The following is a 24,916-nucleotide window of genomic DNA, read 5'->3' on the forward strand; positions in this document are numbered from 1 at the left end:
AGGCCGTTTCCTATCCTCAATTTACAATCGAGTAGAATAATATTCGCTTGAGGAGGGGAAACTATGTCGGCTGAAGAGTGGTGTTGTTGCTTCCTTGATGCAAGTAACGAAACGGCAGGGTCGGCAGTTCCCCTGCGCGCGAAAAAGAAACCGTCGGGCACCTCCCGACTGGGGCGTGCGCGGTCGCTGCTGCTGGCCGGAGCCGTGGCGCTGGCGCTGGTTCCCGGCCTTGCGGTTCCGGCAAAGGCCGCCAGCTACACCATGACGATCGCGCACCTCTACCCGGACGACCTGACCAACAACGAGACCGCGCCGGCCCTCAAGCATTTCGAGCAATTGGTCGAGAGCGCCACGGGCGGCGACATCGACGTGCAGATTTTCGGCAACGGCGCGCTCGGCGGCGAGGTCGAAGCCGCGCAGCAGACCCGCGTCGGCAAGACCATCCAGTCGGTCATGCTGGGCTCGGGCACGCAGGCCTCCTTCTACCGCAACTACGAGATGATCACCTCGCCGTTCCTGTTTCCCGACTACCGGACGGCCTGGGCCTTCTTCGACAGCCCCTGGTTCGCCGAATTCATGAAGCCGATGGTCCAGGAAAGCGGCTTGCGCTATCTCGGCACGCTGGACGACGGCGGCGGCTTCGTCGCCTTCGCCAACAACAAGCGGCTGATCACCAAGGTCGAGGACCTGAAGGGCCTGCGCATCCGCGTGGAGGAAAACCAGGCGCACATGACGATCATGCGTGCGCTCGGCGCCTCGCCGACGCCGCTGCCCTGGGGCGAGCTGCAGACGGGCCTCGCCACCGGCCTGGTCGACGGCCATTTCCACGCGCCGGGCGTCAACGACATCTTCAAGTTCTACGACGTGACCGACTTCACCACCTGGAGCGGCCACGTCTACAACACCATCACCTGGAGCGTCAGCGAGGCCTGGTTCTCGCAGCTGCCCGACAATTACAAGAAGATCGTCATCACCTCCGCCCGCGAGGCGGTGGCGATGGCCCATGGCATCGCCGCGCAGATCACCGTCGTCGGCTGGGTGAACTCCTGCAACAAGTTCGAGCAGTGCCACATCCTCTCCGACGAGGAGAAGCAGCGCATGCGCGACATCTCGCAGCCGCTCTATCGCGAGTGGCTGGTGGCGGAGTTCGGCGAGAAGGCCTCGCTCTACGACGATCTGCGCGCCGAAGTCTCGCGCATTCATGACGAGCTGAACCGTTCCGCCGTCGAGCTCTATCTCGACTGACGCGGATGGCAGGCGGCGACGGGGCGTGTCCGGCCGCCGCCTGCCTCTCGCGGACGCGCGCGCCAGCCCCGTTCAAGACATCGCCTCAGCCGACCGGGACCGAACTCATGAGCACGATTACCTCCATCGGGCCGGGAGCGCTGCTTGGCGCCCTGCGCCGGGCCAGCGACACGGTCAACCGTGCGACCATTCTCGTCTGCGCGGTCCTGCTCGCCGTGATGCTGCTCGTCTCTGCGGCCGGCATCGTTCTGGAGCTGGGCCTGGCGCTTGCGGGGCGGCTCGGTCATGCTTCGTTGTTCGACAGCGGGCCGCTCGCTTTCGCCTATGCCAATACCCGTCCGTCGCTGTTCCGCCTGTTCCTGCCCTGGCTCGGCATGCTCAGCATCACCGTGGCGTTCAAGTATGGCGAGCATATCGCCATCCTCGCCGTGGCACGGCGGCTGCCCCGCTGGGCCGCGCGCCTGGCGCAGGCGGTGAACCTTGTCGCCATCGGCCTCTTCGCCCTGGCGCTGCTGTGGTACGGCTTCGGCTTCTTCCGCGAGGCGACCAACCTCTACATCATCTCCCCCAGCCTGCAGGTGGCGCATCACTGGACGGCGGCCTCCGTGCCGGTGGCCGGCGCGATCCTGTGCCTGCACCTCGTCGACGGCATGGCCCTTCTGGAAGAGCGCGGCGCGATCAGCGCGGCGGCCGAGGAGGTCGAGGCGGCGGAAGCGGAGCTGGAGTTCGGCGACGGGCCGCCGACGGTCGCGGGCGATCCGGACACGGCGGGCACAGGCGGGCGCGAGGCCGGTCCGGAGCCGGCGCGCCGCATCGCGGAGGCCGCGGGATGAGCGCCTCCGTCGCCTTCATCGTGCTGATGTTCATCGGCCTGCCGCTCGGCCTGGTGCTGACGGCCGCCGGCATGGTCGGCGCCTATTCCATCGGCGGGGCGGATTTCCTCGGCATCCTCGCCGACCGCTTCTACTCCGGCGTATCGGGCTACGTGCTGATCGCCGTGCCCTATTTCATCATCACCGCCGAGATCATGAACCGCGCCGGGCTGACCGAGCGGCTGATCGCCTTCGCCAGCTCGCTGTTCGGCCGGGTGCCGGGCGCGCTGTCCCATGTCAACGTCACCACCTGCCTGATGTTCGCCGGGCTGACCGGCGCGGCGGTGACCGAGACGGCGGCGATCGGGCGCACGCTCATCCCCTCCATGCGCAAGGAGGGCTACAGCGCCGCCTATTGCGCCGCCATCACGGCCTGCTCGGCCATCGTCGGGCCGATCATCCCGCCCAGCATCATCATGATCGCCTACGCGGCGACCTTGCGCGACATCTCGATCCTCGGCCTCTTCGCCGCCGGCATCGTGCCGGGTCTGATGATGGGCCTCGCCATGCTGGTCGTCAGCGGCATCATCTCGTGGAAGCGCGGCTATGCCAGCCACCAGCGGGTGATGCTCTCGGTGATCGTCTCGACCGGCCTCAGCGCGCTGGCGGCGATGGGCATTCCGCTGGTCATTCTCGGCGGCGTGCTGAGCGGCGTGACCACGGTGACCGAGGCCTCGGTGATCGCCTGCATCTACGCGCTGGTGCTCGGCGGCTTCGCCTATCGCCGGCTCAGCCGGCAGGACCTTTGGGAGTCGCTCGTCTCCACCGTCAGCTTCAGCGGTGTGGTGTTCCTGCTGCTCGGCGCGTCCAACGTGCTCGGCTGGTTCGTCACCCGCTCCGGCATCGCCCGCCAAGCGGCCGAGACCATCGCCAGCATGAGCGACAATCCGGTGGTGCAGATCCTCGCGGTCGCAGCACTGCTCATCGTCATCGGCATGTTCATCGACGTTCTGCCGGCGATCATCATCGCCGTGCCGGTGCTCGCTCCCGCCCTGGTCGAGCTCGGCTTCCACCCGCTGCATGCGGGCATGGTGATGCTGCTGGCGCTCAACCTCGGCAACATCACCCCGCCCGTCGGGCTGACCCTGATGACGGCCGCGCGAATAGCCAACGCCCCATACGAAAGCGCGGTGCGCGAGTCGCTGCCCTTCGCCTTCGCCCATGTGGTGATCGTGGTGCTGTGCGCGCTGTTCCCCGCCATCACCCTCCTGGTGCCGCGCATGTTCGCAGTCGGCATGTAGGCGCCGTCCCTTTCGACAACCGTCACACAGAGAGTGAAGACCATGACCAAGGATCAATCGGTGGAGCGGCTCACGGCAGTGCTGCAGAAGATCGCGGCGGCGGAGGAAGTGCGCGAGGGCAATCCCGGCCCGGTGACGCTGGTCGCCGTCAGCAAGACCTTCGACGCGGAGGCGATCCGCCCGGTGATCGCTGCAGGTTGCCGCGTGTTCGGCGAGAACAAGGTGCAGGAGGCGCAGGAGAAATGGCCGGCGCTGAAGGCCGAGTTCCCCGACATCGAGCTGCGCCTTCTGGGGCCGCTGCAGTCCAACAAGACGAAGGACGCGGTCGCGCTGTTCGACGTGATTGAGTCCGTCGACCGGGAAAAGATCGCCGCCGAGATCTCCCGCGAGATCGCCCGCCAGGGCCGCAGCCCACGCCTCTACGTGCAGGTGAACACGGGGCGCGAGCCGCAGAAAGCCGGCATCGATCCCGACGAGGCCATCGCCTTTGTCGAGCGCTGCCGCGACGTGCACGGGCTGACCATCGAGGGGTTGATGTGCATCCCGCCGGCCGGCGAGGACCCGGCGCCGCATTTCGAGCTGCTGGCCGCGCTCGCCGACAAGGCGGGGCTTGCCCGCCGCTCCATGGGCATGTCCGGCGACTACGAGAAGGCGGTGATCTACGGCGCCACCAGCGTGCGCGTCGGCTCGGCAATCTTCGGCGCAAGGACGTATGCCTGACCCACGTCTGACTCGGCTTTTCCTTTTTGAATTCAGGATCCTACCAGATGAATATCAACGCTCACCAGAAGCTGGACTACCGGATCACCCACCAGTTCGACGGCCTGACCATCTCGGACGGCGAGTTCCAGCGCCTGCTCGACATCGCCAGCTGGAACGGCCATGTGCCGACCTTCACCCGGCGCGGCCGCGGCTCCTGGGAAAGCCTGAACGAGCCCATCGCGCTGAAGGACGACCCTTCCGTCACCTTCCATGCGGCCAAGCTCAAGGGCGTCGGCCTTTGGAACCCGATCCTGCCGGGCGATGCGGAATATTCCAACAAGCTGCATGACGATGCCGGCAACGATCCCGTGCCGCCGCTGACGGACCTGCTGGAATATCTCGTCACCTATCCGCATTTCGGCATCTCGAACGAGGGCGAATACAAATACGCCTACAGCTCGCCGAGCCCGATCGGCGGCATCGTCCACGAGCGGGCCCATCGCGAGTTCTGGTCCGCCGAGCGCCTCGTGCGCCACGGCGTGCCGACCATCGCGCCGCTGGCGGTGATCGAATACGGCGGCAACCTGACCTTCCAGGACCAGCCGATGGGCGCGGTGCTGACGCTCTCGCCCGGCTCCGCCTCCTACCGCATCTCGGAGATCCTGTTCGGCGCCGGCATGGCGCGCGGCAGCGATCCCGCCTTCGACGCCCATTACGACGGCATCCGCGAGGCGCTCGGCGTGGAGGGCGACCCGGACGACGAGCGCGTCCGCCTTGCCGTCATCTGCAAGCTCGCCCGTGAGGCCGGCAAGCTGCTGCACGACTTCTCGCTGGCCGAGCTCTACCGCTATTCCGGCGACTGGGGCAATTTCGTCTACTCGGTCGAGAGCAAGCGGCTGTTCCTGATCGACCTCGATTCCGTGCAGGACATCAACAACCTGCCGCCGACGGCAAAGGCGATGCAGTCCTGGCGCGACCTGGCCAGCGCCATCTACCGGATGGTCGGCAAGATCGGCTATCCGACCGCGCTCGGCAAATACACCATCGACAACCTGATGGAGTTCGATCCGATCGCGGCGAAGATCGCCGGCTATTTCCCGGACGTGCCGGAGGCCGAGATCCGCACCATCTCCCGCCGCCTGTGGGGCTACTTCATCCCGCATCTGGCGCTGCTGACCAAGCACCGGGACGACATTCTCGGCGGCTGGGACGGGGACCGGCGCAAGTCCTACAAGATGGACCACGACCTCTTCTACATCCTGGCGCTGACCCTGCTGCGGCCGCTGTTCGAGCGCAGCGCGGTCGGGCGCAAGTATCCGAGCGACATCACCGACGACGAGATGTGGGGCAAGGCCGAGCGCTTCCTCGGCAACCGCTTCCAGTATTTCGCCTGGTTGATGGGCCGGTACGATCTCTGAAGCAATTCCAGGGGAAGCGGGAACCTGTTTTCCGTTTGGAATTGCGTAAAAACAAAGGGACAGGAGTACGACGATGGCGCGCATCATTCCGCGACTGCTCGAGGCCCTGACGCGGCAGGCGCCGGAAGCTGCCGCCATCGCCTTCGAGACTACGACATGGACGCGGGCGGAGCTGCAGGATTTCGCCGCCCGCATTGCCGGCGCCTTGCGCGCCGGAGGCGTGCGCCGCGACGACCGGGTGGCCGTTTACCTCGACAAGTCGCCGGAGGCTGTCGGCGCGCTGCTCGGCGTGATGATGGCCGACGCGATCTGCGTGCCGCTCGACCCGACCGGGCCGGCGCCGCGCCTTGCTGGAATTCTCAAGGACTGCGAGCCGTCGATGCTGATCTCCTCGGGGAACAAGGCAAAGCGGCTGGAGGCGCTGGTGATCGAGGGCTGCGAGCTGCCGCCGGTGCTGGTGACGGGCGGCGTGCCGCTGGCGCTGTCGCCGGACGCGCGCGGCATCGCCCCGGTGATGCTGGAGCCGGTCAGCGAGGGGAGGGGCGAGGGGATCGCTCCGCCGCCCTTGCAGGTGATCGACGAGGACCTTGCCTACATCCTCTACACCTCGGGCTCGACCGGTCGCCCCAAGGGCGTGATGATCAGCCACCGGGCCATCGTCGCCTTTTCCGACTGGGCGGGGGAATATTTCGCGCTTGAAGCGCAGGACCGGGTCGCCTCCCATTCGCCGCTGCATTTCGACCTGTCGCTGTTCGACGTGTGGACGACGCTGGCGCATGGGGCCTGCGTGCACCTGGTGCCGCAGGGCATCTCCTTCATGGCGACGGACCTGGTGCGCTTCATTGCCGAAAGCCGCGTCACCGTGTGGCAGTCGGTGCCGTCCGTGCTGCGGATGATCACCCGCCAGCTCGGCGATCCGGGCCCGGAGTTCGATCACCTGCGGCTGATCTTCTTCGCCGGCGAGCCCTATCCGCCGGCGGAGCTGCGCGATCTCATGTCCCGTCTGCCGAAGGCGCGCTATCACAACATCTACGGCGCCACCGAGATCAACGACGTCACCTGCCACACGTTGACCGGCCTGCCGGACGACGGGCCGCTGCCCATCGGCGTGCCTTGCGCCCATATGGAGGTGCTGGTGCTGGGCGAGGAGGGCGAGGTGCTGTCGGGGCAAGGCGCCGTAGGCGAGCTCTGCGCCCGCGGGCCGACGCTGGCCAAGGGCTATTGGGGCGATCCGGCGATGACGGCGGCGAAGTTCGTCCAGGACCCGCGCCACGACCTTTACCCCGACCTGCTCTACCGCACCGGCGATCTGGTGCGCATCGGCGAGGGCGGCACGCTGCACTATGTCGGAAGGCGGGATTCCCAGGTGAAGATCCGCGGCTTCCGCGTCAATATCGGCGAGGTCGAGGAAGCCCTGCTGCGCCACGACGCCATCAGCGAGGTGGCGGTGATCGACGAACTCGACGCCGACGGCAACCGCACGCTGGCCGCCTGCTTCATCGCGCCCGGTGAGGTGCCGGATGCGCGCACGCTGAAGCGGCACTGCCTGGCCTTCCTGCCCAACTACATGGTGCCGGAGCGTTTCGTGCCGGTCGATACCCTGCCGCGCACCTCGACCGGCAAGATCGACCGCCAGGCCCTGCGCCGGCAGCAGGAGGCAACGGCGCAGCCGGCCTGAGCGCGGGGCGTTAGAGTGCCCCATGCCGTCTCCTCCGATACCGACGCGGGAATCGGAGATACCAACAAAGCGTGGTGACGGCGGGTGATAAGGGGAGGAGCTGAAACGAGCCATTCCCATGGCCGCATTCCTCACGAACTGCGCGAGGAAGAGGGGAATGGAGGCCTCGCCTGGAGTCGAACCAGGATTAAGGGAGTTGCAATCCCTTGCGTAGCCATTCCGCCACGAGGCCGCAGGTTTTTCGGAGTGTGTTCCGCTCCGTCTGCCTGTAGAGAGACCTTATGATCTCGATGTTCAGTGATCAATTATAATAATGATATCGATATATATAATATTAAATTTGGATAATCGAGCGTCTATTGATGGATATTTCTCGATCATATCGGAAGATGTGTGGTGTATTTGGTTTCTTCCAGGATCACCGTGCTCTGGATTTCGTGCAGGCCCGGCAGCATCACCAGCTTCTCGCGCAGCAGGGTCTGGAAGTGATCCATGTCCCGCACGACGACGCGCAGGTTGAAGTCGAATTCGCCGAGCATCAGCTGCACCACCTGGATTTCCGGGATCTTCAGCGCCGCTTCCTGGAACACCGAGATCGACTGGCGCCCGTGGCCCGACAGCTTGATGCGCACCAGGATGGTGGCGTCGAAGCCGAGCTTGCGGCGGTCGAGGATGATCGACCGGCCGAGGATCACCTTGTCCTCGATCATCCGGTTGATGCGGCGCGAACAGGGCGACTGCGACAGACCGACTCGCTCGGCCACCTCGGTGACGGAGAGGGAACCGTCCTGTTGCAGGACGCGCAGGATCTTCAGATCGGTTTCGTCGAGTGGCTGCATGTTTCAGCTCCGTCTAAGCGCTGGCGCGCTGGTTTCATGCGCGCTAGTCTATTCGGACGCCTCGAAAAGACAAGATTAGCCGGATTGCCGGCTCTATAGTGACGGCGCTGATGGTGTAAGTCGCAGGGAGGAGCGCGATGGGAGCCTGCATGATCGGCTGGGCCCATTCCAGGTTCGGCAAATCGGACGCGGCGGGGGCGGAGGAACTGATTGCCGAGGTGGTCGGCGAGTGCCTCAGACACGCCGATGTCGGTCCGCAAGAGATCGACGCGATCTTCCTCGGCACCTTCAACAACGGTTTTTCCAGACAGGATTTCCAGGCGTCCCTGGTCGCCCTTGCGGTGCCGGAGTTGCGCTTCACCCCGGCAACGCGCGTGGAAAACGCCTGCGCCACCGGCTCGGCCGCGATCCATGCCGGCATCCGCCAGATCGAGAGCGGGCGCGCCCGCCGGGTGCTGGTCGTCGGCGTCGAGAAGATGACCGCGACCCCGACGCCGGAAGTCGGCGACATCCTGCTCGGTGCGTCCTACCGCAAGGAAGAGGCCGAGGTGGAGGGCGGGTTCGCCGGCGTCTTCGCCAACATCGCCCAGGCCTATTTCCAGGCCCATGGCGACCGGCGCGAGAGCCTGGCGCGGATCGCCGCCAAGAACCACGCCAACGGCATGGCCAACCCTTATGCGCATATGCGCAAGCCCTTCGACTTCGACTTCTGCAACGAGGTCTCGGAGAAGAACCCGATCGTCGCCGGCCCGCTGCGCCGCACCGACTGCTCGCTGATCTCCGACGGGGCGGCGGCGATGGTGATCGCCGACACGGATACCGCGCTGACCACCGCGCCGCGCGCGGTGTATTTCCGCGCCGCCGAGCATGTGAACGACTTCCTGCCGCTCAGCCGTCGCTCGAAGACATCCTTCGAAGGTGCTGCTAGGGCTTGGAATTCGGCCTATGAGCGCGCCAAGGTCGGCGTCGCCGATCTGTCCTTCGTCGAGACCCACGACTGCTTCACCATCGCCGAGCTGCTGGAATACGAGGCGATGGGTCTTGCCCGCGAGGGCGAGGGGCACCGCATCATCGACGAGGGCATTTCCGCCTTCGGCGGCCGCCTGCCGGTGAACCCGTCCGGCGGTCTGAAGTCCAAGGGCCATCCCATCGGCGCCACCGGCGTCTCCCAGCATGTGATGGCGGCGATGCAGCTTTGCGGCGATGCCGGCGACATGCAGCTGCCCCGCGCGGAGCTTGCCGGCGTGTTCAACATGGGCGGGGCGGCGGTCGCCAACTACGTCTCGATCCTGGAGCGGCTGAAATGAGGGTGGAAGGCGCCGAGCGCATGTCCAACCGGGTGATGAATCTCGGCGACCTGCTCACCGATGCCGCCCGCCGCCATCCGGACCGGCCCGCCGTCGTGCATGGCGAGCGGGTCGTCAGCTGGGTCGAGATGAACGCCCGCGTCGACGCCTTCGCCCATGCGATGGCCGGCCTCGGCATCGGCCCTGGCGACAAGGTGATCGTCCAGTCGCGCAACTCGGTCGAGATGTTCGAGACCATGTTCGCGGTCTACAAGCTCGGCGCCGTCTGGGTGCCGACCAATTTCCGCATCCTGCCGGACGACGTCTCGCATATCGCCAGCTCGTCGCAGGCGAAGGCCATCATCTACGAGCCGGAATTCGCCGCCCATGCCGATGCGGCGCGCGAGGCGGGGGCCGAAATCGTCATCTGCATCGGCGAGGCGCGGGGCGGCGAGCATGTCCACGCCGATCTGGTGGCGGCGGAGCTGGGCAAGCCCTTCCGTGCAGCTCCCGTCGAGCGGGACGATCCCTGCTGGTTCTTCTTCACCTCCGGCAGCACCGGCAAGCCGAAGGCGGCGGTGCTCAGCCATGGGCAGATGGCCTTCGTCATCACCAATCATCTCGCCGACCTGATGCCGGGCACCACCTCGGACGATGCCTCGCTGGTCGTCGCGCCGCTGTCGCACGGGGCCGGCATCCACCAGCTGATCCAGGTGGCGCGCTGCGTCACCACTGTGCTGACGGTCTCGCGCAGCCTCGACGCCGACGAGGCGTTCCGCCTGATCGAGCGCCACCGCGTCTCCAACATGTTCACCGTGCCGAGCATCCTGACCGCGCTGGTCTCCGATCCGGCGGTGGATCGCTACGACCATTCCTCGCTGCGCCATGTCATCTATGCCGGCGCGCCGATGCTGCGCGAGCACCAGAAGACGGCGCTGCGCAAGCTCGGCCGCTGTCTGGTGCAGTATTTCGGCCTCGGCGAGGTGACCGGCAACATCACGGTGCTGCCGCCGCATCTGCACGACCCGGAGGACGGGCCGGGCGTGCGCGTCGGCACCTGCGGCTATGCCCGCACCGGCATGCAGATCGAGATCCAGGACGACGACGGCAATCCGCTGCCGCCGCTGGAAAACGGCGAGATCTGCGTCATCGGCCCGGCGGTGTTCAACGGCTACTACCGCAACGAGAAGGCCAATGCGGAGTCCTTCCGGGGCGGCTGGTTCCGCACCGGCGACATCGGCCATTTCGACGAGAACGGCTTCCTGTTCATCACCGGGCGCGCCTCGGACATGTTCATTTCCGGCGGCTCCAACATCTATCCGCTGGAGGTCGAGGAGAAGATCGTCGCCCATCCGGCGGTGGCCGAGGCCTGCGTCGTCGGCATGCCGGACGAGAAGTGGGGCGAGATCGGCGTGGCCGCCATCGTCCTGCAGCCGGGCGCCGAGATCACGCCGGAGCAGCTGAAGGCGGACCTCGCCACCCGCATCGCCGGCTACAAGATCCCCAAGCGCTTCGTCGTCTTCGACGAATTGCCGCGCTCGGGCTACGGCAAGATCACCAAGAAGGCGGTGCGCGAGCTGCTGGAAAGCCGCCTTGCCGAAGCGCCGGTGCTGGAGGGGGCGAGGTGAGGGCGCCTGGCGGCCTGCCAGCCGCCTCGCGGCTGCTGCGTCAGCCCGGCCCGGTCGCCCGCGACCGGATCACCCTCGGCATGGATGTCTGCGAGGACGTGCGCTCGTGCCTGGTACGGCTCGTCCCCGGAACGCCGCTGGTCGAGGCCTTCGGCGCGGCGATGCGCGCGGCGACCGGCGGCGAATGGCGGCCCGCAGCCTTCGAGATCCTGTCGGGCGGCTTCGAGCCCTGCATCTACTGCCTCGCCGCGCCCGATCCCGGCGGCGAGCGCGTGGTTACCTACACGCCGATGACGAATGCTGGGGCCGTGCGTGCCTTCGGCGGCTCGGCGACGCTGGGGATCGGCGCCGACGGCGCGCCGCTGCTGCATTGCCATGCCTGGTTCGCCGAGCCGCACGAGGGGCGGGTGCTGGGCGGTCATCTCGACACGTTCGCCAGCCGCGTCAGTGGCGAGGGCTTGCGGGTCCGCATGACGGTGTTCGACAGTTTCGACATCCGGCAGCTGCCCGATGCGGAGACCAACCACACCGTCTTCCGGCCTCTGGAGCGTTCAGGAGGGGTGCAATGAGCGAAGAGGTGAAGCTTGTCAGCGGCCGCACCGGCCGGACCGTCTATGCCCGCGTCCATCCCAACGAGGACCTGGTGCAGGCGGTGGAGAAGATCTGCCTGCGCGAGGGGCTGGAACAGTGCTTCCTGCGCGCCGGGCTCGGCAGCCTGACCGATGCCTGCGTCGCCTTTTCCTCCGGCCGCATCAAGGTGGTGCGCGGCCCGGCGGTGGAGGTGATCGGCATGACCGGCATGGTCGAAGCGGACGAGGCCGGCAATCCGGTCGCGGTGCTGCACGGCGTGCTCGCCGAGCCGAACGGCGCGATCAGCGGCGGCCGTTTCCTGCCCGGTCAGAACCCGGTCTGCGTGACCTTCGAAATCGTGTTGGAGGAATGGCTGCCCGATGCGGCTCCTGCCGGCACCGTCGCTGGGGCGCGGGCCGCCCCGGTTTCCGATGCAATGGGGAGCGCACGCGCATGACCGATCTCAACCGCACGCTCGAGGAGCGCTGTCATATCGTCACCGGCGGGGCGTCCGGCATCGGCCTTGCGACCGCCCGCTGGCTGCTGGCCCGCGGCGCGGAAGTGGCGCTGCTCGACATGTCGCGCGAGGCGCTCGACAAGGCGATCGCCGACCTCTCGGCCGAGTTCGCGGGCGCGTCCGACCGCCTGTTCGGCGCCCGCGCCGATATCCGCGACGAGGGCAGTTTGCAACTCGCCTTCGAGGGCATCCAGGAGCGCTTCGGCCGACCGCTCGCGGGCCTGGTCAATTCCGCCGGCATCGCCCGCGCGGTGCCCTTCCGCGAGACCGATGCGGAGCTGATGCGCACCGTGCTCGACGTCAACGTGGTCGGGACCTTCCTTGCCGTGCGCGCCTTCGTGGCGGCCGAGCGCGAGCCGGATGCCGCCGTCGTCAACATCGCCTCGGTGTCGGGCCTGATCGGCAATTCGCTGCGCACCGCCTATGGCGCCTCCAAGGGCGCGGTGGTGACGATGACCAAGGTGATGGCCGGCGAGCTCGCCCCGCTCGGCATCCGCGTCAACGCGGTCGCGCCGGGGCCGATCAGCACGCCGCTGCTCGACGGGCTGCACAGCGATGCCGCCCGCAACGCCTGGATCAGCCGCATTCCGCAGCGCCGCTACGGCGCGCCGGAAGAGGTGGCCGAGGCCATCGGTTTCATGCTGTCGCCGGCCGCCAGTTTCGTCACCGGCGAGATTCTGGTGGTCGATGGAGGGTTTCTGTCGGCCGGTATCTAGAAGCGCCGGGGACCGCCGGCACACGAGCTCCCCCGCCGACCCGCAAGATGCGGTCCGGCGGATCGCGACGAGCCGGGAGGGGCGTCACGGAACCGCGCCGCAGGTTCCGCCGCTCCGCCCGTCCCGCCGCAACAAAGGCCCGCGTCCCGAGAGGGGCGCGGGCCATTTTCGTATCCGCAAGGACGAAGCCGGAGAAGGGGCGTCCTACCGGACAGCCCGCCGTCCCGTCAGATGTGCAGCGCGTGGCCGAGCGCGGCAAGGCACGCTTCCTGCAGGCCCTCGCTCTGGGTCGGGTGGGCGTGGATCACCGCGCCAATGTCGTCGATCCGAGCGCCCATCTCGATGGCGATGGAGAACGCCGCGGAGAGTTCCGAAACGCCGCGGCCCACCGCCTGCAACCCGAGGATCAGCCCGTCCTCCTTGCGCGCGACGACGCGCACGAAGCCGTCCTCGGCCTCCATCGTCATGGCGCGGCCGTTGGCGGCGAAGGGAAACTGCCCCGTCGTCACCGCCCCGCCCTGCGCCTTCGCCTCGTCCGGCGACAGGCCGCAGGTGACGATCTCCGGATCGGTGAAGCACACCGCCGGGATGCAGCGCTTGTCCCAGCTGCGCTTGTGGCCGGCGATGATCTCGGCCACCATCTCGCCCTGCGCCATGGCGCGGTGGGCGAGCATCGGCTCGCCGGTGACGTCGCCGACGGCGAAGACGCCCTGCATCGAGGTGCGGCAGCGGTCGTCGACGCGCAGGAACGGCCCGTCGGTGGCCAGCCCCAGGCTGGCGATGTTGGCGCTGTCGGAGCGCGGACGGCGGCCGACGGTGACCAGCACCTTGTCGGCGGCGATCTCGCGCTCGCCAGCCTCGGCGGTTTCCACCAACAGTCCCTTGTCGCCCAGCCCCTTCGCCTTGGTCGACAGCATCACCTCGATGCCGAGCGCCTGCAGCGCCTTGAGGACGGGACGCGTGAGGGCGCTGTCGTATTGCGGCAGGATCCGCTCGGCCGCCTCGACCACGGTGACCCTGGCGCCGAGCTTGGCGAAGGCCGTGCCGATCTCCAGGCCGATATAGCCGCCGCCGACGACGCAGAGCCTCTCCGGCACGGAGCGCAGCGACAGCGCCTCGCTGGAGCCGATCACCTTGCCGCCGAAGGGCAGGAAGGGCAGCTCGACCGGCGCCGATCCGGTGGCGATCACCACCTGTTCGGCGCGGATCTGCACCGAGGTGTCGCCGGTCGTCACCTTGACGGTCTTGCCGTCCTGGAAGGTCGCCTTGCCGGCGATCAGCCGCACGCCGGACTTCTTCAAGAGGCCCGCGACGCCGGCATTCAGCCGGGCGACGATGCCGTTCTTCCAGTCGATGGTGGCCGAGAGGTCGATCTGCGGCGAGGCGGCGGTGATGCCGAGCGGCGAGCTGCCGTTGAAATGCGACAGCTTGTGGAACTCCTCGGCCGCATGGATCAGCGCCTTGGAGGGGATGCAGCCGACATTGAGGCAGGTGCCGCCGGGCTTCTGCTCGTCGACGATGATCGTGTCGATGCCGAGCTGGCCGGCGCGGATGCCGCAGACATAGCCGCCGGGACCGGCGCCGATGATCAGCAGCTTGCAGGTCATGTCGCTCATGGGCTCAGTCCTCGACGAACATCAGGGCAGGGGTTTCCAGCAGCGACTTCAGCTTCTGGACGAAGACGGCGGCATCCCAGCCGTCGATCACGCGGTGATCGAAGGAGCAGGAGATGTTCATCACCTTGCGCGGCTGGAACTCCTTGCCGTCCCACAAGGGGCGCACCGCCATCTTGTTGATACCGACGATCGCCACCTCCGGGTGGTTGATGATCGGCGTCGTGGCGATGGCGCCGAGCGGCCCGAGCGAGGTGATGGTGATGGTCGAGCCGGAGAGCTCTTCCCGGCTCGCCTTGCCCTCGCGCGCGGCCTCGGCGAGGCGCACCACTTCGGCCGCGCAGTCCCAGACCGAGCGCGCCTCCGTATGGCGGGCGACCGGCACGGTCAGGCCCGCCGGGGTCTGGGTGGCGATGCCGATATGCACGCCGTCGTACTGGCGCACCACGCCGCCCTCGTCGTCGTAGAGCGCGTTCATTTCCGGCTGCTCGCGCACCGCCATGACGATGGCGCGCATGACGAAGGGCAGCAGGGTCAGCTTGCCGCGGCTCGCCGCATGCGCTGCGTTCAGCTGGCCGCGCAGCTCCTCCACCGCGGTGACGTCGACTTCCTCGACGATGGTGATGTGCGGGATGCGGGATTTGGACAGCGCCATCTTCTCGGCGATGCGCCGGCGCATGCCCACCACCTTGACGTCGCGGGTGCCGAGCGCGGGCATGCGCCCGCTCTGGCGCGCCGTCGGCGGCCCGTGCTCGATATAGGCGTCGAGATCCTCGTGCAGGATGCGGCCCGCCGGGCCCGATCCGCCGACCCGGCGCAGGTCGATGCCGGCCTCCTGGGCGCGCCGGCGCACGGCCGGCGAGGCGAGCGGCTTCTCGCCGGCGGCGAGCGGACGATGCGCGGCGGCGGGTCGTGCCGCCTGGGACGGTGAGGCGGGCTGGGCTTTGGCACCGGCCTTCGCGTCCGGCTTGGCATCGGACTTGGGCGCAGGCTTTTCCGGGGCGGGCGCTGCGGCCGGCTTTTCGGCCTTGTCCTCAACCTTGTCCGCCTCCGCCTTGGGGGCGGGGGCGTCGGCTGCGGCGGCGTCGTTGCCTTCGCCCTCGACCTCGATCTGGATGAACTTCGCACCGATGGCGATCACGTCGCCCGGCTCGCCGCACAGCCACACGACCTTGCCGGCGACGGTCGAGGGGATCTCGACGGCGGCCTTGTCGGTCATCACGGTGCCGAGCACGTCTTCGTCCTGGACCTCGTCGCCGATGGCGACGTTCCATTCGGTCAGTTCGGCCTCGGCGATGCCTTCGCCGATATCGGGAAGGGTGATGGTGAAGATACCCATGGACTCAGCCCTCCAGAACCTGCGCGAAGGCGCGCTTGATCCGCTCGGGACCCGGGAAATAGGTCCACTCCTGCGCATGCGGGTAGGGCGTGTCCCAGCCCGTCACGCGGACGATCGGCGCTTCCAGGTGGTAGAAGCAGCTCTCCTGCACGGCGGCGCTCAGTTCGGCGCCGAAGCCGGAGGTCTTGGTCGCCTCGTGGATGACGACGCAGCGTCCGGTCTTCTTCACCGAGGCCTCGATGGTCTCCAGGTCCAGCGGCAGCAGCGTGCGCAGGTCGATGATCTCCGCGTCGACGCCCGCTTCCTCGGCCGCCGCCTGGGCGACATAGACCATGGTGCCGTAGGCCAGCACGGTCAGCGCCGAGCCCTCGCGGCGAATCTTCGCCTTGCCCAGCGGCACGGTGAAATAATCCTCGCTGACATCGCCGAGCTCGTGGTTCTTCCACGAGACGACGGGTCGGTCGTGATGGCCGTCGAAGGGACCGTTGTAGAGCCGCTTCGGCTCCAGGAAGATCACCGGATCCGGGTCCTCGATGGAGGCGAGCAGCAGGCCCTTGGCATCGCGCGGATTGGACGGCACCACCACCTTGAGGCCGGCGACATGGGTGAACAGCGCCTCCGGGCTCTGGCTGTGGGTCTGGCCGCCGAAGATGCCGCCGCCGGTCGGCATGCGGATCACCATCGGACAGGTGAACTGGCCGGCGGAGCGGTGGCGCATGCGCGCCGCCTCGCTGACGATCTGGTCGTAGGCCGGGTACATGTAGTCGGCGAACTGGATCTCGACGACCGGCTTCAAGCCGTAGGCGCACATGCCGACGGCGGCGCCGACGATGCCGTTCTCGCTGATCGGCGCGTCGAAGCAGCGGTTGCTGCCGTATTTCTTCTGCAGGCCGGCGGTGCAGCGGAACACGCCGCCGAAATATCCGACATCCTCGCCGAACACGACGACCTGCCGGTCCCGGTCCATGGCGAGGTCATGGGCGTTGCGGATCGCCTCGATCATGGTCATGCGTGCCATGTCAGAACCCCGCTTCCTGGCGCTGGCGCTGGAGATGCGGCGGCATCTCGGCGTAGACATCGTCGAACATAAGGCGCGGCGAGGGCTTCGGCCCGGAGATCAGCGTGCCGTTGGCCTCCGCCTTCTTCTGGCAGGCGCGCACCTCGTCGGTGATCTCGGCCAGCGCCTGGGTGTGGCGCTCCTCCGACCACTCTCCGATGGTGATGAGGTGCCGCTTCAGCCGGTCGATGGGCTCGCCGAGCGGCCAGGCGCTGAACTCCTCTTTCGAGCGATAGGCGGACGGATCGTCCGAGGTCGAGTGCCCGCCGGCGCGGTAGGTGACGTGCTCGATCAATGTCGGGCCGAGGCCCGAGCGCGCCCGCTCCGCCGCCCAGCTCGCCACCGCATGGACCGCGAGATAGTCGTTGCCGTCGACGCGGATCGAGGGGATGCCGAAGCCGTGGCCGCGCGCGGCGAAGGTGACGGCACCGCCCCTCGCCATGCCCTGGAAGGTGGAGATCGCCCACTGGTTGTTGACGATGTTGAGGATCACCGGCGCCTTGTAGCTGGAGGCGAAGACCATCGCGGCGTGGAAGTCGCTCTCCGAGGTCGAGCCGTCGCCGATCCAGCCGGCGGCGATCTTGGTGTCGTTGGAGATCGCCGAGGCCATCGCCCAGCCCACCGCCTGGATGAACTGCGTGCCGAGATTGCCCGAGATGGTGAAGAAGCCGTGGTCGCGCGCCGAGTACATCACCGGCAGCTGGCGACCCTTCAGCGGGTCGGCGGCGTTGGAGTAGATCTGGTTCATCATGTCGGTCATGGGATAACCGCCGGCGATGAGCAGACCGGCCTGCCGGTAGGTGGGGAAGTGCATGTCGCCGTCCTGCAGCGCCATGCGGAAGGCGCAGGACACGGCCTCCTCGCCCAGGTGCTGCATGTAGAAGCTGGTCTTGCCCTGGCGCTGCGCCTTCAGCATGCGCTCGTCGAACTGGCGCAGGGTCAGCATGTGGCGCAGGCCCGTGCGCAACGCCTCGGCATCGAGCAGCCCCGCCCAGGGGCCGACCGCCTCGCCGGCCTTGTTCAGCACGCGCACGACCGAAAAGGCCATGTCGCGCATGTCTTCCGGCGCCTCGTCGATGGCCGGCCGGCGCACCGCACCGGCGCGCGGGATCTCGAAATCGGAGAAGTCCGGCGTGTCGCCCGGCCGGCAGCCGGGCTCGGGGACGTGAAGGGAAAGCGGTCGTGGAGCGGTCATGAAAACTCCTTCGTCGACAAGTGTGCAAGTCCGTCCGGCGCGCGGCCCGCGCACCGCGGGGGCAATCAGGAACGGTCGCGCTCGGCCAGCATGGCACGGGCGACGATCACGCGCATGATCTCGTTGGTGCCTTCCAGGATCTGGTGCACGCGCAGGTCGCGGACGATCTTCTCGATGCCGTAATCCTCGAGATAGCCGTAGCCGCCCAGCATCTGCAGCGCGTCGTTGGCGACGCGGAACGCGGTGTCGGTGACGAAGCGCTTGGCCATGGCGCAATGCTTGGTCGCGTCCGCGGCGCCCTGGTCGAGCTTCCACGCCGCCTGGCGCAGGAACACGCGCGCGGCCTGCAGCTCGATCTCCATGTCGGCGAGGCGGAACTGCAGCCCCTGGAACTGGTCGATCGTCTTGCCGAAGGCCTTGCGCTCGCCCATGTAGCGGGTCGCCGCGGTCAGCGCGCCTTGCGCGCCGCCGAGCGCACAGGCGGCGATGTTGAGCCGCCCGCCGTCGAGGCCCTTCATGGCATAGGCGAAGCCCTTGCCTTCCTCGCCGAGCAGGTTTTCCGACGGCACCGGGCAGTCGTCGAACTGCACCTGCGCGGTCGGCTGCGCCTTCCAGCCCATCTTGTGCTCCGCCGCGCCGAAGGACAGGCCCTCGCTGCCGTCCTCGACCACCAGCGTCGAGATGCCCTTCGGCCCGTCCTCGCCGGTCCGGCACATCACCACATAGACGTCGGAATAGCCGCCGCCGGAGATGAACGCCTTGCTGCCGTTCAGCACATAGCCCTCGTTCGTGCGCGCCGCGCGGGTGCGCAGGGCCGCCGCGTCCGAGCCCGAGCCCGGCTCGGTCAGGCAGTAGGAGGCGATGCTGTCCATGCTCGCGAGCGGGGCGAGGAAGCGCGCGCGCAGCTCCTCGTTGCCGTAATTGGCGATCATGCCGGCGCACATGTTGTGGATCGAGATGAACGCCGCGACGGAAGGGCAAGCCTCGGACAATGCCTCGAAGACCAGCGTCGCGTCGAGCCGGGTCAGGCCGGTGCCGCCGTATTCTTCCGGCACGTAGAGCGCGCCGAAGCCGAGTTCGCCCGCCTGGCGCAGCACCTCGCGGGGAATGGTGCCGGCCTTTTCCCAGGCATAGGCGTGAGGCGCAATGGCCTCCCGGCCGAAGTCGCGGGCCATGTCGAAAATGAGGGTCTGTTCCTCGGACAGCGCAAAATCCATGTACGGCGCCTCCTCGCCTGAAATGCGCCCGGTCCCTGACGATGGCATGAGATGCGGGCCCGTGCACCGGCGGTGTCGGGCGGTCAGGTCTCGGGATGTTTCCAATACTATTGCCCGCTATGCGTGAAATTTCATGCTGAATTTGCTTCGATTTTACCCATGTGTGAAATATCCTTCTGCAATGATGCCATATGAAGGAGGAACCTGTTGTGGCGCGACAGCTTGATGACATCGACCGTCGCATCCTCAAGGCGCTGGTCGCCAACGGGCGCCTGTCCAACACCGAACTGGCGCGCGAGGTCGGCCTGTCGCCGAGCCCGTGCTGGCAGCGGGTGCGCCGGCTGGAGGAGGAGGGGGTGATTTCCGGCTACACGGCGGTGCTCGACCACGAGGCGCTCGGCGTCGGCGAGACGGTGCTGATCGAGGTTTCGCTCGACCGGCACGACCCGGAAGCGCTGGAGGGCTTCGGCAAGGCCATGGCGGAGATCCCGGAGGTGCTGGAGGTCTACCTGATGGCCGGCGACTGCGATTATTTCGTCAAGGTCGCGGCGAGCGGCACCAAGGGCGTGGAGGAATTCCTGCGCGAGCGGCTGTTCCCGATCCCGGGCCTGCGCCATTCCAAGTCCAGCTTCTCGCTGCGCTGCCTGAAGAAGGTGACCTCCTGCGTGCCCGGCTGAGGCGGCCGCTCACGGCTCGCGGGTCAGCAGGGCGAGCACGAAGACGGCCCCCAGCGACGTGGTGACGATGCCGATGGGCAGCTCCTGCGGTGCCAGCAGGGTGCGCGCGGCGATGTCGCTGACCAGCAGCAGCGCCGCGCCGGTGAGCGCCGCCACCGGCACGAAGCGCCCGTGCATCGGGCCGGCAAGCGCGCGGGCGATATGCGGCACCATCAGCCCGACGAAGCCGATCACGCCGCTGATCGACACGAAGGCGGCCGTCGCGAAGGCGCAGACCAGAAACGTGGTGCGGCGCAGCGCCACCACGTCGACGCCGAGCGTGCGCGCGGTGTCCTCGCCGGCCAGCAGCGCGTCGAAATTGCGGTGGCGGACGAAGGCGAAGGCGAGGATCGCCACAAGCCCGACGGCCGCGATCGGCAGCAGGTCCCAGCGGGCGAGGCCGAGCCCGCCCAGCGTCCAGAACAGCACCGAATGGGCGGCTCGCTGGTCGCCGGCAAAGACCAGATAGTTGGTCAGCGCCATGAACAGGAACGAGACCGCAAGCCCGGCCAGCACCAGCCGCGCCGGTCCCCGGTCGCCGAGCCGGGCGATCAGCGCCAGCACGATGGTTGATGCCGCCATGCCGCCGGCGAAGGCGGCGAGCGGCAGCGTCCACAGGCCGAGCAGGTCGCCGGTGACCGTGATCACCAGCACCGCCCCGGCCGCCGCGCCCGAGGACAGGCCGAACAGGAACGGATCGGCCAGGTCGTTGCGCGTCGTCGTCTGCAGCAGGCAGCCGACCGTGCCGAGTCCGGCGCCGACGAGCAGCGCCAGCAGCGCGCGCGGCAGGCGCAGGTCCACGACGATGCGCGCCGTCGGTCCGTCGCCGCCGGCCAGCGCGTCGATCACCGCGCGCACCGGCAGCGGCGTCGAGCCGATGGCAACGGCGGCCACCAGCAGCGCAAGCACCGCCAGCAATCCGCCGCAAAGGACCAGCGCCAGCCGCATGGCTCAGAACGCTTCCGGATGCATGGCGCGGGCGAGCCGCTCGATGCCCTCGATGTTTGCGGGGCCGGGCGTCAGTTCCTCATAGCGCAGAGGCAGATAGCGGGCGTTCTTCACAGCCTCGGTCTGGCTCATCACAGGGTGCGCTTCCAGGAAGGCGCGCAGCTTGTCCGCCCCGCCGCCGTCCTGGTAGTCGAGCAGGATGATGAACTGCGGATCGGCCGCCGCCACCGCTTCCCACGAGGTGGTGCCCCAGCTGGTCTCCATGTCCGCGGTGACGTTGCGCCCGCCGGCCGCCTCGATCATCGCCGTCGGCATGGCGAAGCGGCCGGCGGTGAAGGGCTTGTCCTCGCCGGAATCGTAGAGGAACACCTTCATGTCGCGGGTCTCGCCGATGCGCGCGCTAAGCTCCGTCATCCGTGCTTTCCAGCCGTCGACCAGCGCCTGCGCCTCGGCCTCCTTGCCGAAGATGGTGCCGAGCCGCAGCATGTCGCCATAGAGCAGGTCGAGCGAGGCTTTGGGCCGTGCCTTGTCGAGATGGATGCAGCTTTCGGTGAGGAGCAGCGTCTTGATGCCGTGCGGCGCCAGCGTGTCGGGGGTGACGTCGCCGCCCGGCTTCATGCCGTAATACCAGCCGGCGAAGAACAGGTCCGGATCGGCGGCGACGAGATTTTCCAGCGTTGGGTACTTCGGCGCGATCTCGGGGATGTCGCCGCGCTTGCGGTCGAAATCCTCGCTGGTCTTGTACCAGCCGCTGATGCCGCTGACGCCGACCATGCGGTCCTGCAGGCCGAGCGCGAAGGCCATCTCGCTCATGTTGATGTCCTGCACCACGATGCGCTCGGGCGCGGCGTCGAAGGTCAGCGGCGTCCCGCAATTGTCGACGGTGACGGGAAAGGCGAGCGCCGGTGTGGCGAAGGCCATCGCGGCGGCGAACAGGGACAGGCGCTTGAGGCCGGACTTCTTCATGGGGGACAGGCTCCTCGTGAGGATGAATAACCGGGAAACGTCGGAGACAAGGGAAAAGCGGGGCTCAGCCGCGCGTTGCCACCGCATGCAGATGCGGAGCACTGGGTGCGGCCGGCCCGGCCGTTTCGCCCGCCGTAGCGGCGCCGAACCGCCCCTCGATGGGGATGTCCAGCACGCTGATCTGGCGGGCCTCCACCGGATGCTGCATCCGGTGCATGTCGACGCTGAACACCGCGCGCACCCGCTCGCTCGACAGCACCTCGACCGGATGGCCGTGCGCGATGAGCTGCCCGCCCTGGATCAGCGCCACATGGCTGGCGAAGGCCTCGATCAGCGTCAGGTCGTGCAGGGCCGCAACCACGGTGATGCCGAGGCCGGAGACGAGGCTGAGCAGCTCGCCGCGTGCCAGCGGATCGAGATGGTTGGTCGGCTCGTCCAGCACCAGGATGCGCGGGCGCTGGCAGACGGCGCGGGCGATCTTCGCCCGCTGGCGTTCGCCGCCGGAGATCTCGCCCATCCGCCGGCCGGCAAACCGCGTCAGGTCGGCCAGCGCCAGCGCCTCGTCGGTCGCCCTGGCGCTCGCCTCGCGCCCGCCGGTGCGGTGATGCGGCAGCTGGCCGAGCGAGACATATTGCGAAACGGTCAGCCGGTCGCAGCTCTCCTCGCTCTGGCCGACATAGGCGATGATGCGGGCGCGCTCGGTGATCGGCACGTCGCGATACGGCTTGCCGCCGAGCCGCATCTCGCCGCCGGTCGGCTCGCTCAGCCCGGCGATCAGCCGGATCAGGGTCGACTTGCCCGCGCCGTTCGGCCCGGCAACGACGAGGATCTCGCCGTCATGCACATGCAGCGTCAGGTCGGACAGGAGCGCATCGGCGCCGCGCGGCCGGTAGCCGACCTTTTGCAGCTCCAGCACCACCGGGGTTCCGCTGTGATGGCTCATGCGCCGTCCCTCCGCCCCGGCACTCCGGGGGCGAAAGCGGGCAGGGCGGGCATGCGCGCCAGCGTCTTGCCCTTCAGCCCTTCGGGGCGCTGCAGCGAGGAGCACCAGCCGTCCTCGAGCTCGGCATATTGCCGGGCGAAGGCGACGAGCGTTGCCACGTCGCGCGCCGGCTCGATGTCGCCGAAGAGATAGCTCGCCTTGCCCTCGGCCTGATAGGCGACCGTGCAGGGGCGCGAGCAGCCGGCCATGCAGGCCGCGCCCTCAACGCTCACATGCGCCAGACCGTTTTCGGCAAGCGCCGCGTTCAAGGTCTCGATGAGGTCCGCACCCGGGCGCTCGCGCGTTTCCGGGTCGCGGCAGGTGGTGCACACGGTGATGCAGTGCCGGCGCGTGTCCGGCGTTGCCTCCATGCGGCGTTCGCCGAGCGCGAGATCATGCGCCATGGCGCTGCCCCGCGCGTTCGGCCGCAAGGTTCGGCAGGCTGCGGACAAAGACCCTGGATGGGCGGAAGATGGAATCGTTGCGTGTCATGGCTACCTTCCCGGAACACCCCGTCCGGTCGTCGTTTGCGGGAGATGGCAGGTCTCCTGGCTCGCGGGTCCGGCCCGGCCGCGCCTTCCCGCCCGGCTTCGGGCAGTGGCATCGTGCGGCTGGGCCCGGGCCATTCGTCCGGTAAAGGACGTCGGCCCCGGCCGCTTACAGTTGCGGGGGCAGCCACGGTCTCGGCCCCTGATGGGTACGCCTCACCGTGTTCCCTTTTCATGCCTCTGGCGGTTCGGCCGTCGGCAACCATCGCCGCCAAACTGGCAGATGACGGGGGCTGCATCAAGACCAATCGCCGACGGCCGGGCGCAGGGCCGGTTCAGGCCGCCGCGCTGCCCCAGGCGGGGAAGGGGTCGTCGAGCCCGGTCCAGCGCTCGGGATGGAAGCCCGTGTCGGCGACCAGCGCCGCATCGAGTTCGGCGCGGATCGCAGCCTCGTCCATGCCGCCCGTGCCGATGAAGACGATTTCCTGCCGCCGGTCGCCCCACACGGGATGCAGGTAGGGCTCCATCGCCTGCCGCCATTCGGGCGACTCGGGCCAGTGCTGGCGCGGCACCGCCGACCACCACAGCCCGCGCTTTTCGGTGGTGACGAAGGCGCCTGCCTGGCTGATCTCGCCGACGAATTGCGGCCGCGTCGCCAACCAGAAGAAGCCCTTGGCGCGGATCACGCCCGGCCAGCTCTTGTTGACGAAGCGGCTCAGCGCCCGCGGGGCGAAGGGCCGGCGCGCCCGGTAGACGAAGGAACGGATGCCGTATTCCTCCGCTTCCGGCACATGGTCGGCGAAGCCGTTGAGCTCCTTGAACCAGAGCGGATGCTCGTGCGCCTTGTCGAAGTCGAAACGGCCGGTGCCGAGCACGTCGCGCAAGGGGACCGCAGAGCGGTCGGTCTCCATCACCACCGCATCCGGGTTCAGGGCGCGCACGATCTGGCGCGCAGCCTCAAGGTCCAGCGGACGGGCATCGCTCACCTTGTTGAGAATGATCGTGTCGGCGAACTCGATCTGGTCGACGAGCAGGTCGACCAGCGTGCGCTCGTCCTCCTCGCCGAGCGATTCTCCCCGCTCGGCGAGGAAGTCGGTGGAGCCGTAGTCCTTCAAGAGGTTTGCTGCATCCACCACCGTCACCATCGAGTCGAGCCGCGCCACGTCGCTCAGGCTCTCGCCCGCCTCGTCGCGGAACTCGAAGGTCGAGGCGACCGGCAGTGGCTCGGAAATGCCGGTGGATTCGATCACCAGATGGTCGAAGCGGCCTTCGCCGGCCAGGGTCTTGACCTCGCGCAACAGGTCCTCGCGCAGGGTGCAGCAGATGCAGCCGTTGGTCATTTCCACCAGCCGCTCCTGCGTGCGCGAGACGTTGCCGCCGCGCTCGCGCACCAGGCTGGCGTCGATGTTCACCTCGCTCATGTCGTTGACGATGACGGCGACCCGCAGCCCCTCGCGATTGGTGAGGATGTGGTTGAGCAGGGTGGTCTTGCCGGCGCCCAGAAAGCCGGACAGCACGGTGACGGGCAGGCGATTGTCCATCGCGAAAGCTCCTGATTCATTATGTTATTACATAACATTACTTGACCGAAAGAAAGGCGGCCGGAGCCGCCGCGATTATTTATTCTCTCGGCCGTTCCCCTGGGGCACGCGAAGCATGGCCTGGGACGATCTGAGAAAAGGG

The 24,916-nt window shown here is 67.9% G+C and carries 23 protein-coding genes, 1 tRNA gene and 1 riboswitch; of the genes, 12 read left to right on the forward strand and 12 right to left on the reverse strand.

What is annotated here, in order from left to right:
* Positions 1-204: 204 nt before the first annotated feature.
* The 6 genes from dctP to MNI96_RS00095 all read left to right on the forward strand — a co-directional run bounded on the left by dctP (position 205) and on the right by MNI96_RS00095 (position 7,156).
* Positions 205-1,245 (forward strand): TRAP transporter substrate-binding protein DctP, encoded by a 1,041-nt coding sequence (gene dctP, locus MNI96_RS00070; protein ID WP_249689318.1) that lies wholly within the window; start codon positions 205-207, stop codon positions 1,243-1,245.
* A 107-nt stretch (positions 1,246-1,352) separates the two neighbouring features.
* The gene (locus MNI96_RS00075) at positions 1,353-2,078 is read left to right on the forward strand and encodes a TRAP transporter small permease (RefSeq protein ID WP_249689319.1); all 726 of its coding nucleotides are present in this window, start codon (positions 1,353-1,355) and stop codon (positions 2,076-2,078) included.
* Positions 2,075-3,358, forward strand: coding sequence for a TRAP transporter large permease (locus MNI96_RS00080; RefSeq protein ID WP_249689320.1), 1,284 nt, complete (start codon positions 2,075-2,077; stop codon positions 3,356-3,358). Before MNI96_RS00075 ends, MNI96_RS00080 begins: the two co-directional genes overlap by 4 nt.
* Before the next feature lie 42 nt (positions 3,359-3,400).
* On the forward strand, positions 3,401-4,078 hold the full coding sequence (locus tag MNI96_RS00085) for a YggS family pyridoxal phosphate-dependent enzyme (protein ID WP_249689321.1): 678 nt from the start codon (positions 3,401-3,403) through the stop codon (positions 4,076-4,078).
* Between the two features lie 47 nt (positions 4,079-4,125).
* A complete protein-coding gene (locus MNI96_RS00090; protein ID WP_249689322.1) occupies positions 4,126-5,478 on the forward strand; it encodes a hypothetical protein in 1,353 nt (450 codons plus the stop codon).
* Between the two features lie 73 nt (positions 5,479-5,551).
* Entirely contained in the window at positions 5,552-7,156 is a 1,605-nt protein-coding gene (locus tag MNI96_RS00095; RefSeq protein WP_249689323.1) for an amino acid adenylation domain-containing protein, read from the forward strand.
* Between the two features lie 158 nt (positions 7,157-7,314).
* Here MNI96_RS00095 and MNI96_RS00100 read toward each other — a convergent pair.
* Together MNI96_RS00100 and MNI96_RS00105 are read right to left on the reverse strand one after the other, a co-directional pair.
* A tRNA-Cys gene (locus tag MNI96_RS00100) sits at positions 7,315-7,388 on the reverse strand.
* Positions 7,389-7,533: 145 nt separating this feature from the next.
* Positions 7,534-7,995, reverse strand: a complete 462-nt coding sequence (locus tag MNI96_RS00105; RefSeq protein WP_067222522.1) for an Lrp/AsnC family transcriptional regulator — start codon at positions 7,993-7,995, stop codon at positions 7,534-7,536.
* Positions 7,996-8,132: 137 nt separating this feature from the next.
* Here MNI96_RS00105 and MNI96_RS00110 point away from each other — a divergent pair, with 137 nt between their 5' ends.
* The 5 genes from MNI96_RS00110 to MNI96_RS00130 are packed head-to-tail and all read left to right on the forward strand — an operon-like array spanning position 8,133 to position 12,712.
* The gene (locus MNI96_RS00110) at positions 8,133-9,302 is read left to right on the forward strand and encodes an acetyl-CoA acetyltransferase (protein WP_249689324.1); all 1,170 of its coding nucleotides are present in this window, start codon (positions 8,133-8,135) and stop codon (positions 9,300-9,302) included.
* Positions 9,299-10,909: an acyl-CoA synthetase gene (locus tag MNI96_RS00115; protein WP_249689325.1), complete on the forward strand. Its 1,611-nt coding sequence runs from the start codon at positions 9,299-9,301 to the stop codon at positions 10,907-10,909. The genes MNI96_RS00110 and MNI96_RS00115 overlap by 4 nt, the downstream gene beginning before the upstream one ends.
* Positions 10,906-11,478, forward strand: coding sequence for a PPC domain-containing DNA-binding protein (locus tag MNI96_RS00120; protein WP_249689326.1), 573 nt, complete (start codon positions 10,906-10,908; stop codon positions 11,476-11,478). Before MNI96_RS00115 ends, MNI96_RS00120 begins: the two co-directional genes overlap by 4 nt.
* On the forward strand, positions 11,475-11,936 hold the full coding sequence (locus MNI96_RS00125) for a PCC domain-containing protein (RefSeq protein WP_249689327.1): 462 nt from the start codon (positions 11,475-11,477) through the stop codon (positions 11,934-11,936). Before MNI96_RS00120 ends, MNI96_RS00125 begins: the two co-directional genes overlap by 4 nt.
* Positions 11,933-12,712, forward strand: a complete 780-nt coding sequence (locus MNI96_RS00130; RefSeq protein ID WP_249689328.1) for an SDR family NAD(P)-dependent oxidoreductase — start codon at positions 11,933-11,935, stop codon at positions 12,710-12,712. The genes MNI96_RS00125 and MNI96_RS00130 overlap by 4 nt, the downstream gene beginning before the upstream one ends.
* Positions 12,713-12,939: 227 nt before the next feature.
* Here the strand turns inward: MNI96_RS00130 and lpdA are convergent, their stop codons facing one another.
* From lpdA to MNI96_RS00155, 5 genes are all read right to left on the reverse strand, one after another.
* Positions 12,940-14,328: a dihydrolipoyl dehydrogenase gene (gene lpdA / locus MNI96_RS00135; protein WP_249689329.1), complete on the reverse strand. Its 1,389-nt coding sequence runs from the start codon at positions 14,326-14,328 to the stop codon at positions 12,940-12,942.
* Between the two features lie 4 nt (positions 14,329-14,332).
* Entirely contained in the window at positions 14,333-15,664 is a 1,332-nt protein-coding gene (locus MNI96_RS00140) for a dihydrolipoamide acetyltransferase family protein (protein ID WP_249689330.1), read from the reverse strand.
* Positions 15,665-15,668: 4 nt separating this feature from the next.
* Complete coding sequence (locus MNI96_RS00145) at positions 15,669-16,682, reverse strand: alpha-ketoacid dehydrogenase subunit beta (RefSeq protein ID WP_249689331.1); 1,014 nt, start codon at positions 16,680-16,682, stop codon at positions 15,669-15,671.
* A 1-nt stretch (position 16,683) separates the two neighbouring features.
* Positions 16,684-17,916, reverse strand: coding sequence for a 3-methyl-2-oxobutanoate dehydrogenase (2-methylpropanoyl-transferring) subunit alpha (locus MNI96_RS00150; RefSeq protein ID WP_249689332.1), 1,233 nt, complete (start codon positions 17,914-17,916; stop codon positions 16,684-16,686).
* Between the two features lie 65 nt (positions 17,917-17,981).
* A complete protein-coding gene (locus MNI96_RS00155; RefSeq protein ID WP_249689333.1) occupies positions 17,982-19,133 on the reverse strand; it encodes an acyl-CoA dehydrogenase family protein in 1,152 nt (383 codons plus the stop codon).
* A 209-nt stretch (positions 19,134-19,342) separates the two neighbouring features.
* Between MNI96_RS00155 and MNI96_RS00160 the strand changes: the two genes are divergently transcribed.
* The gene (locus MNI96_RS00160; protein ID WP_249689334.1) at positions 19,343-19,810 is read left to right on the forward strand and encodes an Lrp/AsnC family transcriptional regulator; all 468 of its coding nucleotides are present in this window, start codon (positions 19,343-19,345) and stop codon (positions 19,808-19,810) included.
* Positions 19,811-19,819: 9 nt separating this feature from the next.
* Here the strand turns inward: MNI96_RS00160 and MNI96_RS00165 are convergent, their stop codons facing one another.
* The 5 genes from MNI96_RS00165 to MNI96_RS00185 all read right to left on the reverse strand — a co-directional run bounded on the left by MNI96_RS00165 (position 19,820) and on the right by MNI96_RS00185 (position 24,774).
* Positions 19,820-20,797, reverse strand: a complete 978-nt coding sequence (locus MNI96_RS00165; RefSeq protein WP_249689335.1) for a FecCD family ABC transporter permease — start codon at positions 20,795-20,797, stop codon at positions 19,820-19,822.
* A 3-nt stretch (positions 20,798-20,800) separates the two neighbouring features.
* The gene (locus tag MNI96_RS00170) at positions 20,801-21,763 is read right to left on the reverse strand and encodes an ABC transporter substrate-binding protein (protein ID WP_249689336.1); all 963 of its coding nucleotides are present in this window, start codon (positions 21,761-21,763) and stop codon (positions 20,801-20,803) included.
* 64 nt (positions 21,764-21,827) lie between these two features.
* Positions 21,828-22,706: an ABC transporter ATP-binding protein gene (locus MNI96_RS00175; protein WP_249689337.1), complete on the reverse strand. Its 879-nt coding sequence runs from the start codon at positions 22,704-22,706 to the stop codon at positions 21,828-21,830.
* Positions 22,703-23,149: a DUF1636 family protein gene (locus MNI96_RS00180; RefSeq protein WP_249689338.1), complete on the reverse strand. Its 447-nt coding sequence runs from the start codon at positions 23,147-23,149 to the stop codon at positions 22,703-22,705. The genes MNI96_RS00175 and MNI96_RS00180 overlap by 4 nt, the downstream gene beginning before the upstream one ends.
* Before the next feature lie 117 nt (positions 23,150-23,266).
* Positions 23,267-23,515: riboswitch (cobalamin riboswitch) on the reverse strand.
* 53 nt (positions 23,516-23,568) lie between these two features.
* Positions 23,569-24,774 (reverse strand): GTP-binding protein, encoded by a 1,206-nt coding sequence (locus tag MNI96_RS00185; RefSeq protein ID WP_249689339.1) that lies wholly within the window; start codon positions 24,772-24,774, stop codon positions 23,569-23,571.
* Positions 24,775-24,916: the final 142 nt, after the last annotated feature.

Source organism: Stappia sp. WLB 29 (assembly GCF_023507705.1).
In the GTDB taxonomy this organism is placed as follows: Bacteria; Pseudomonadota; Alphaproteobacteria; order Rhizobiales; family Stappiaceae; genus Stappia.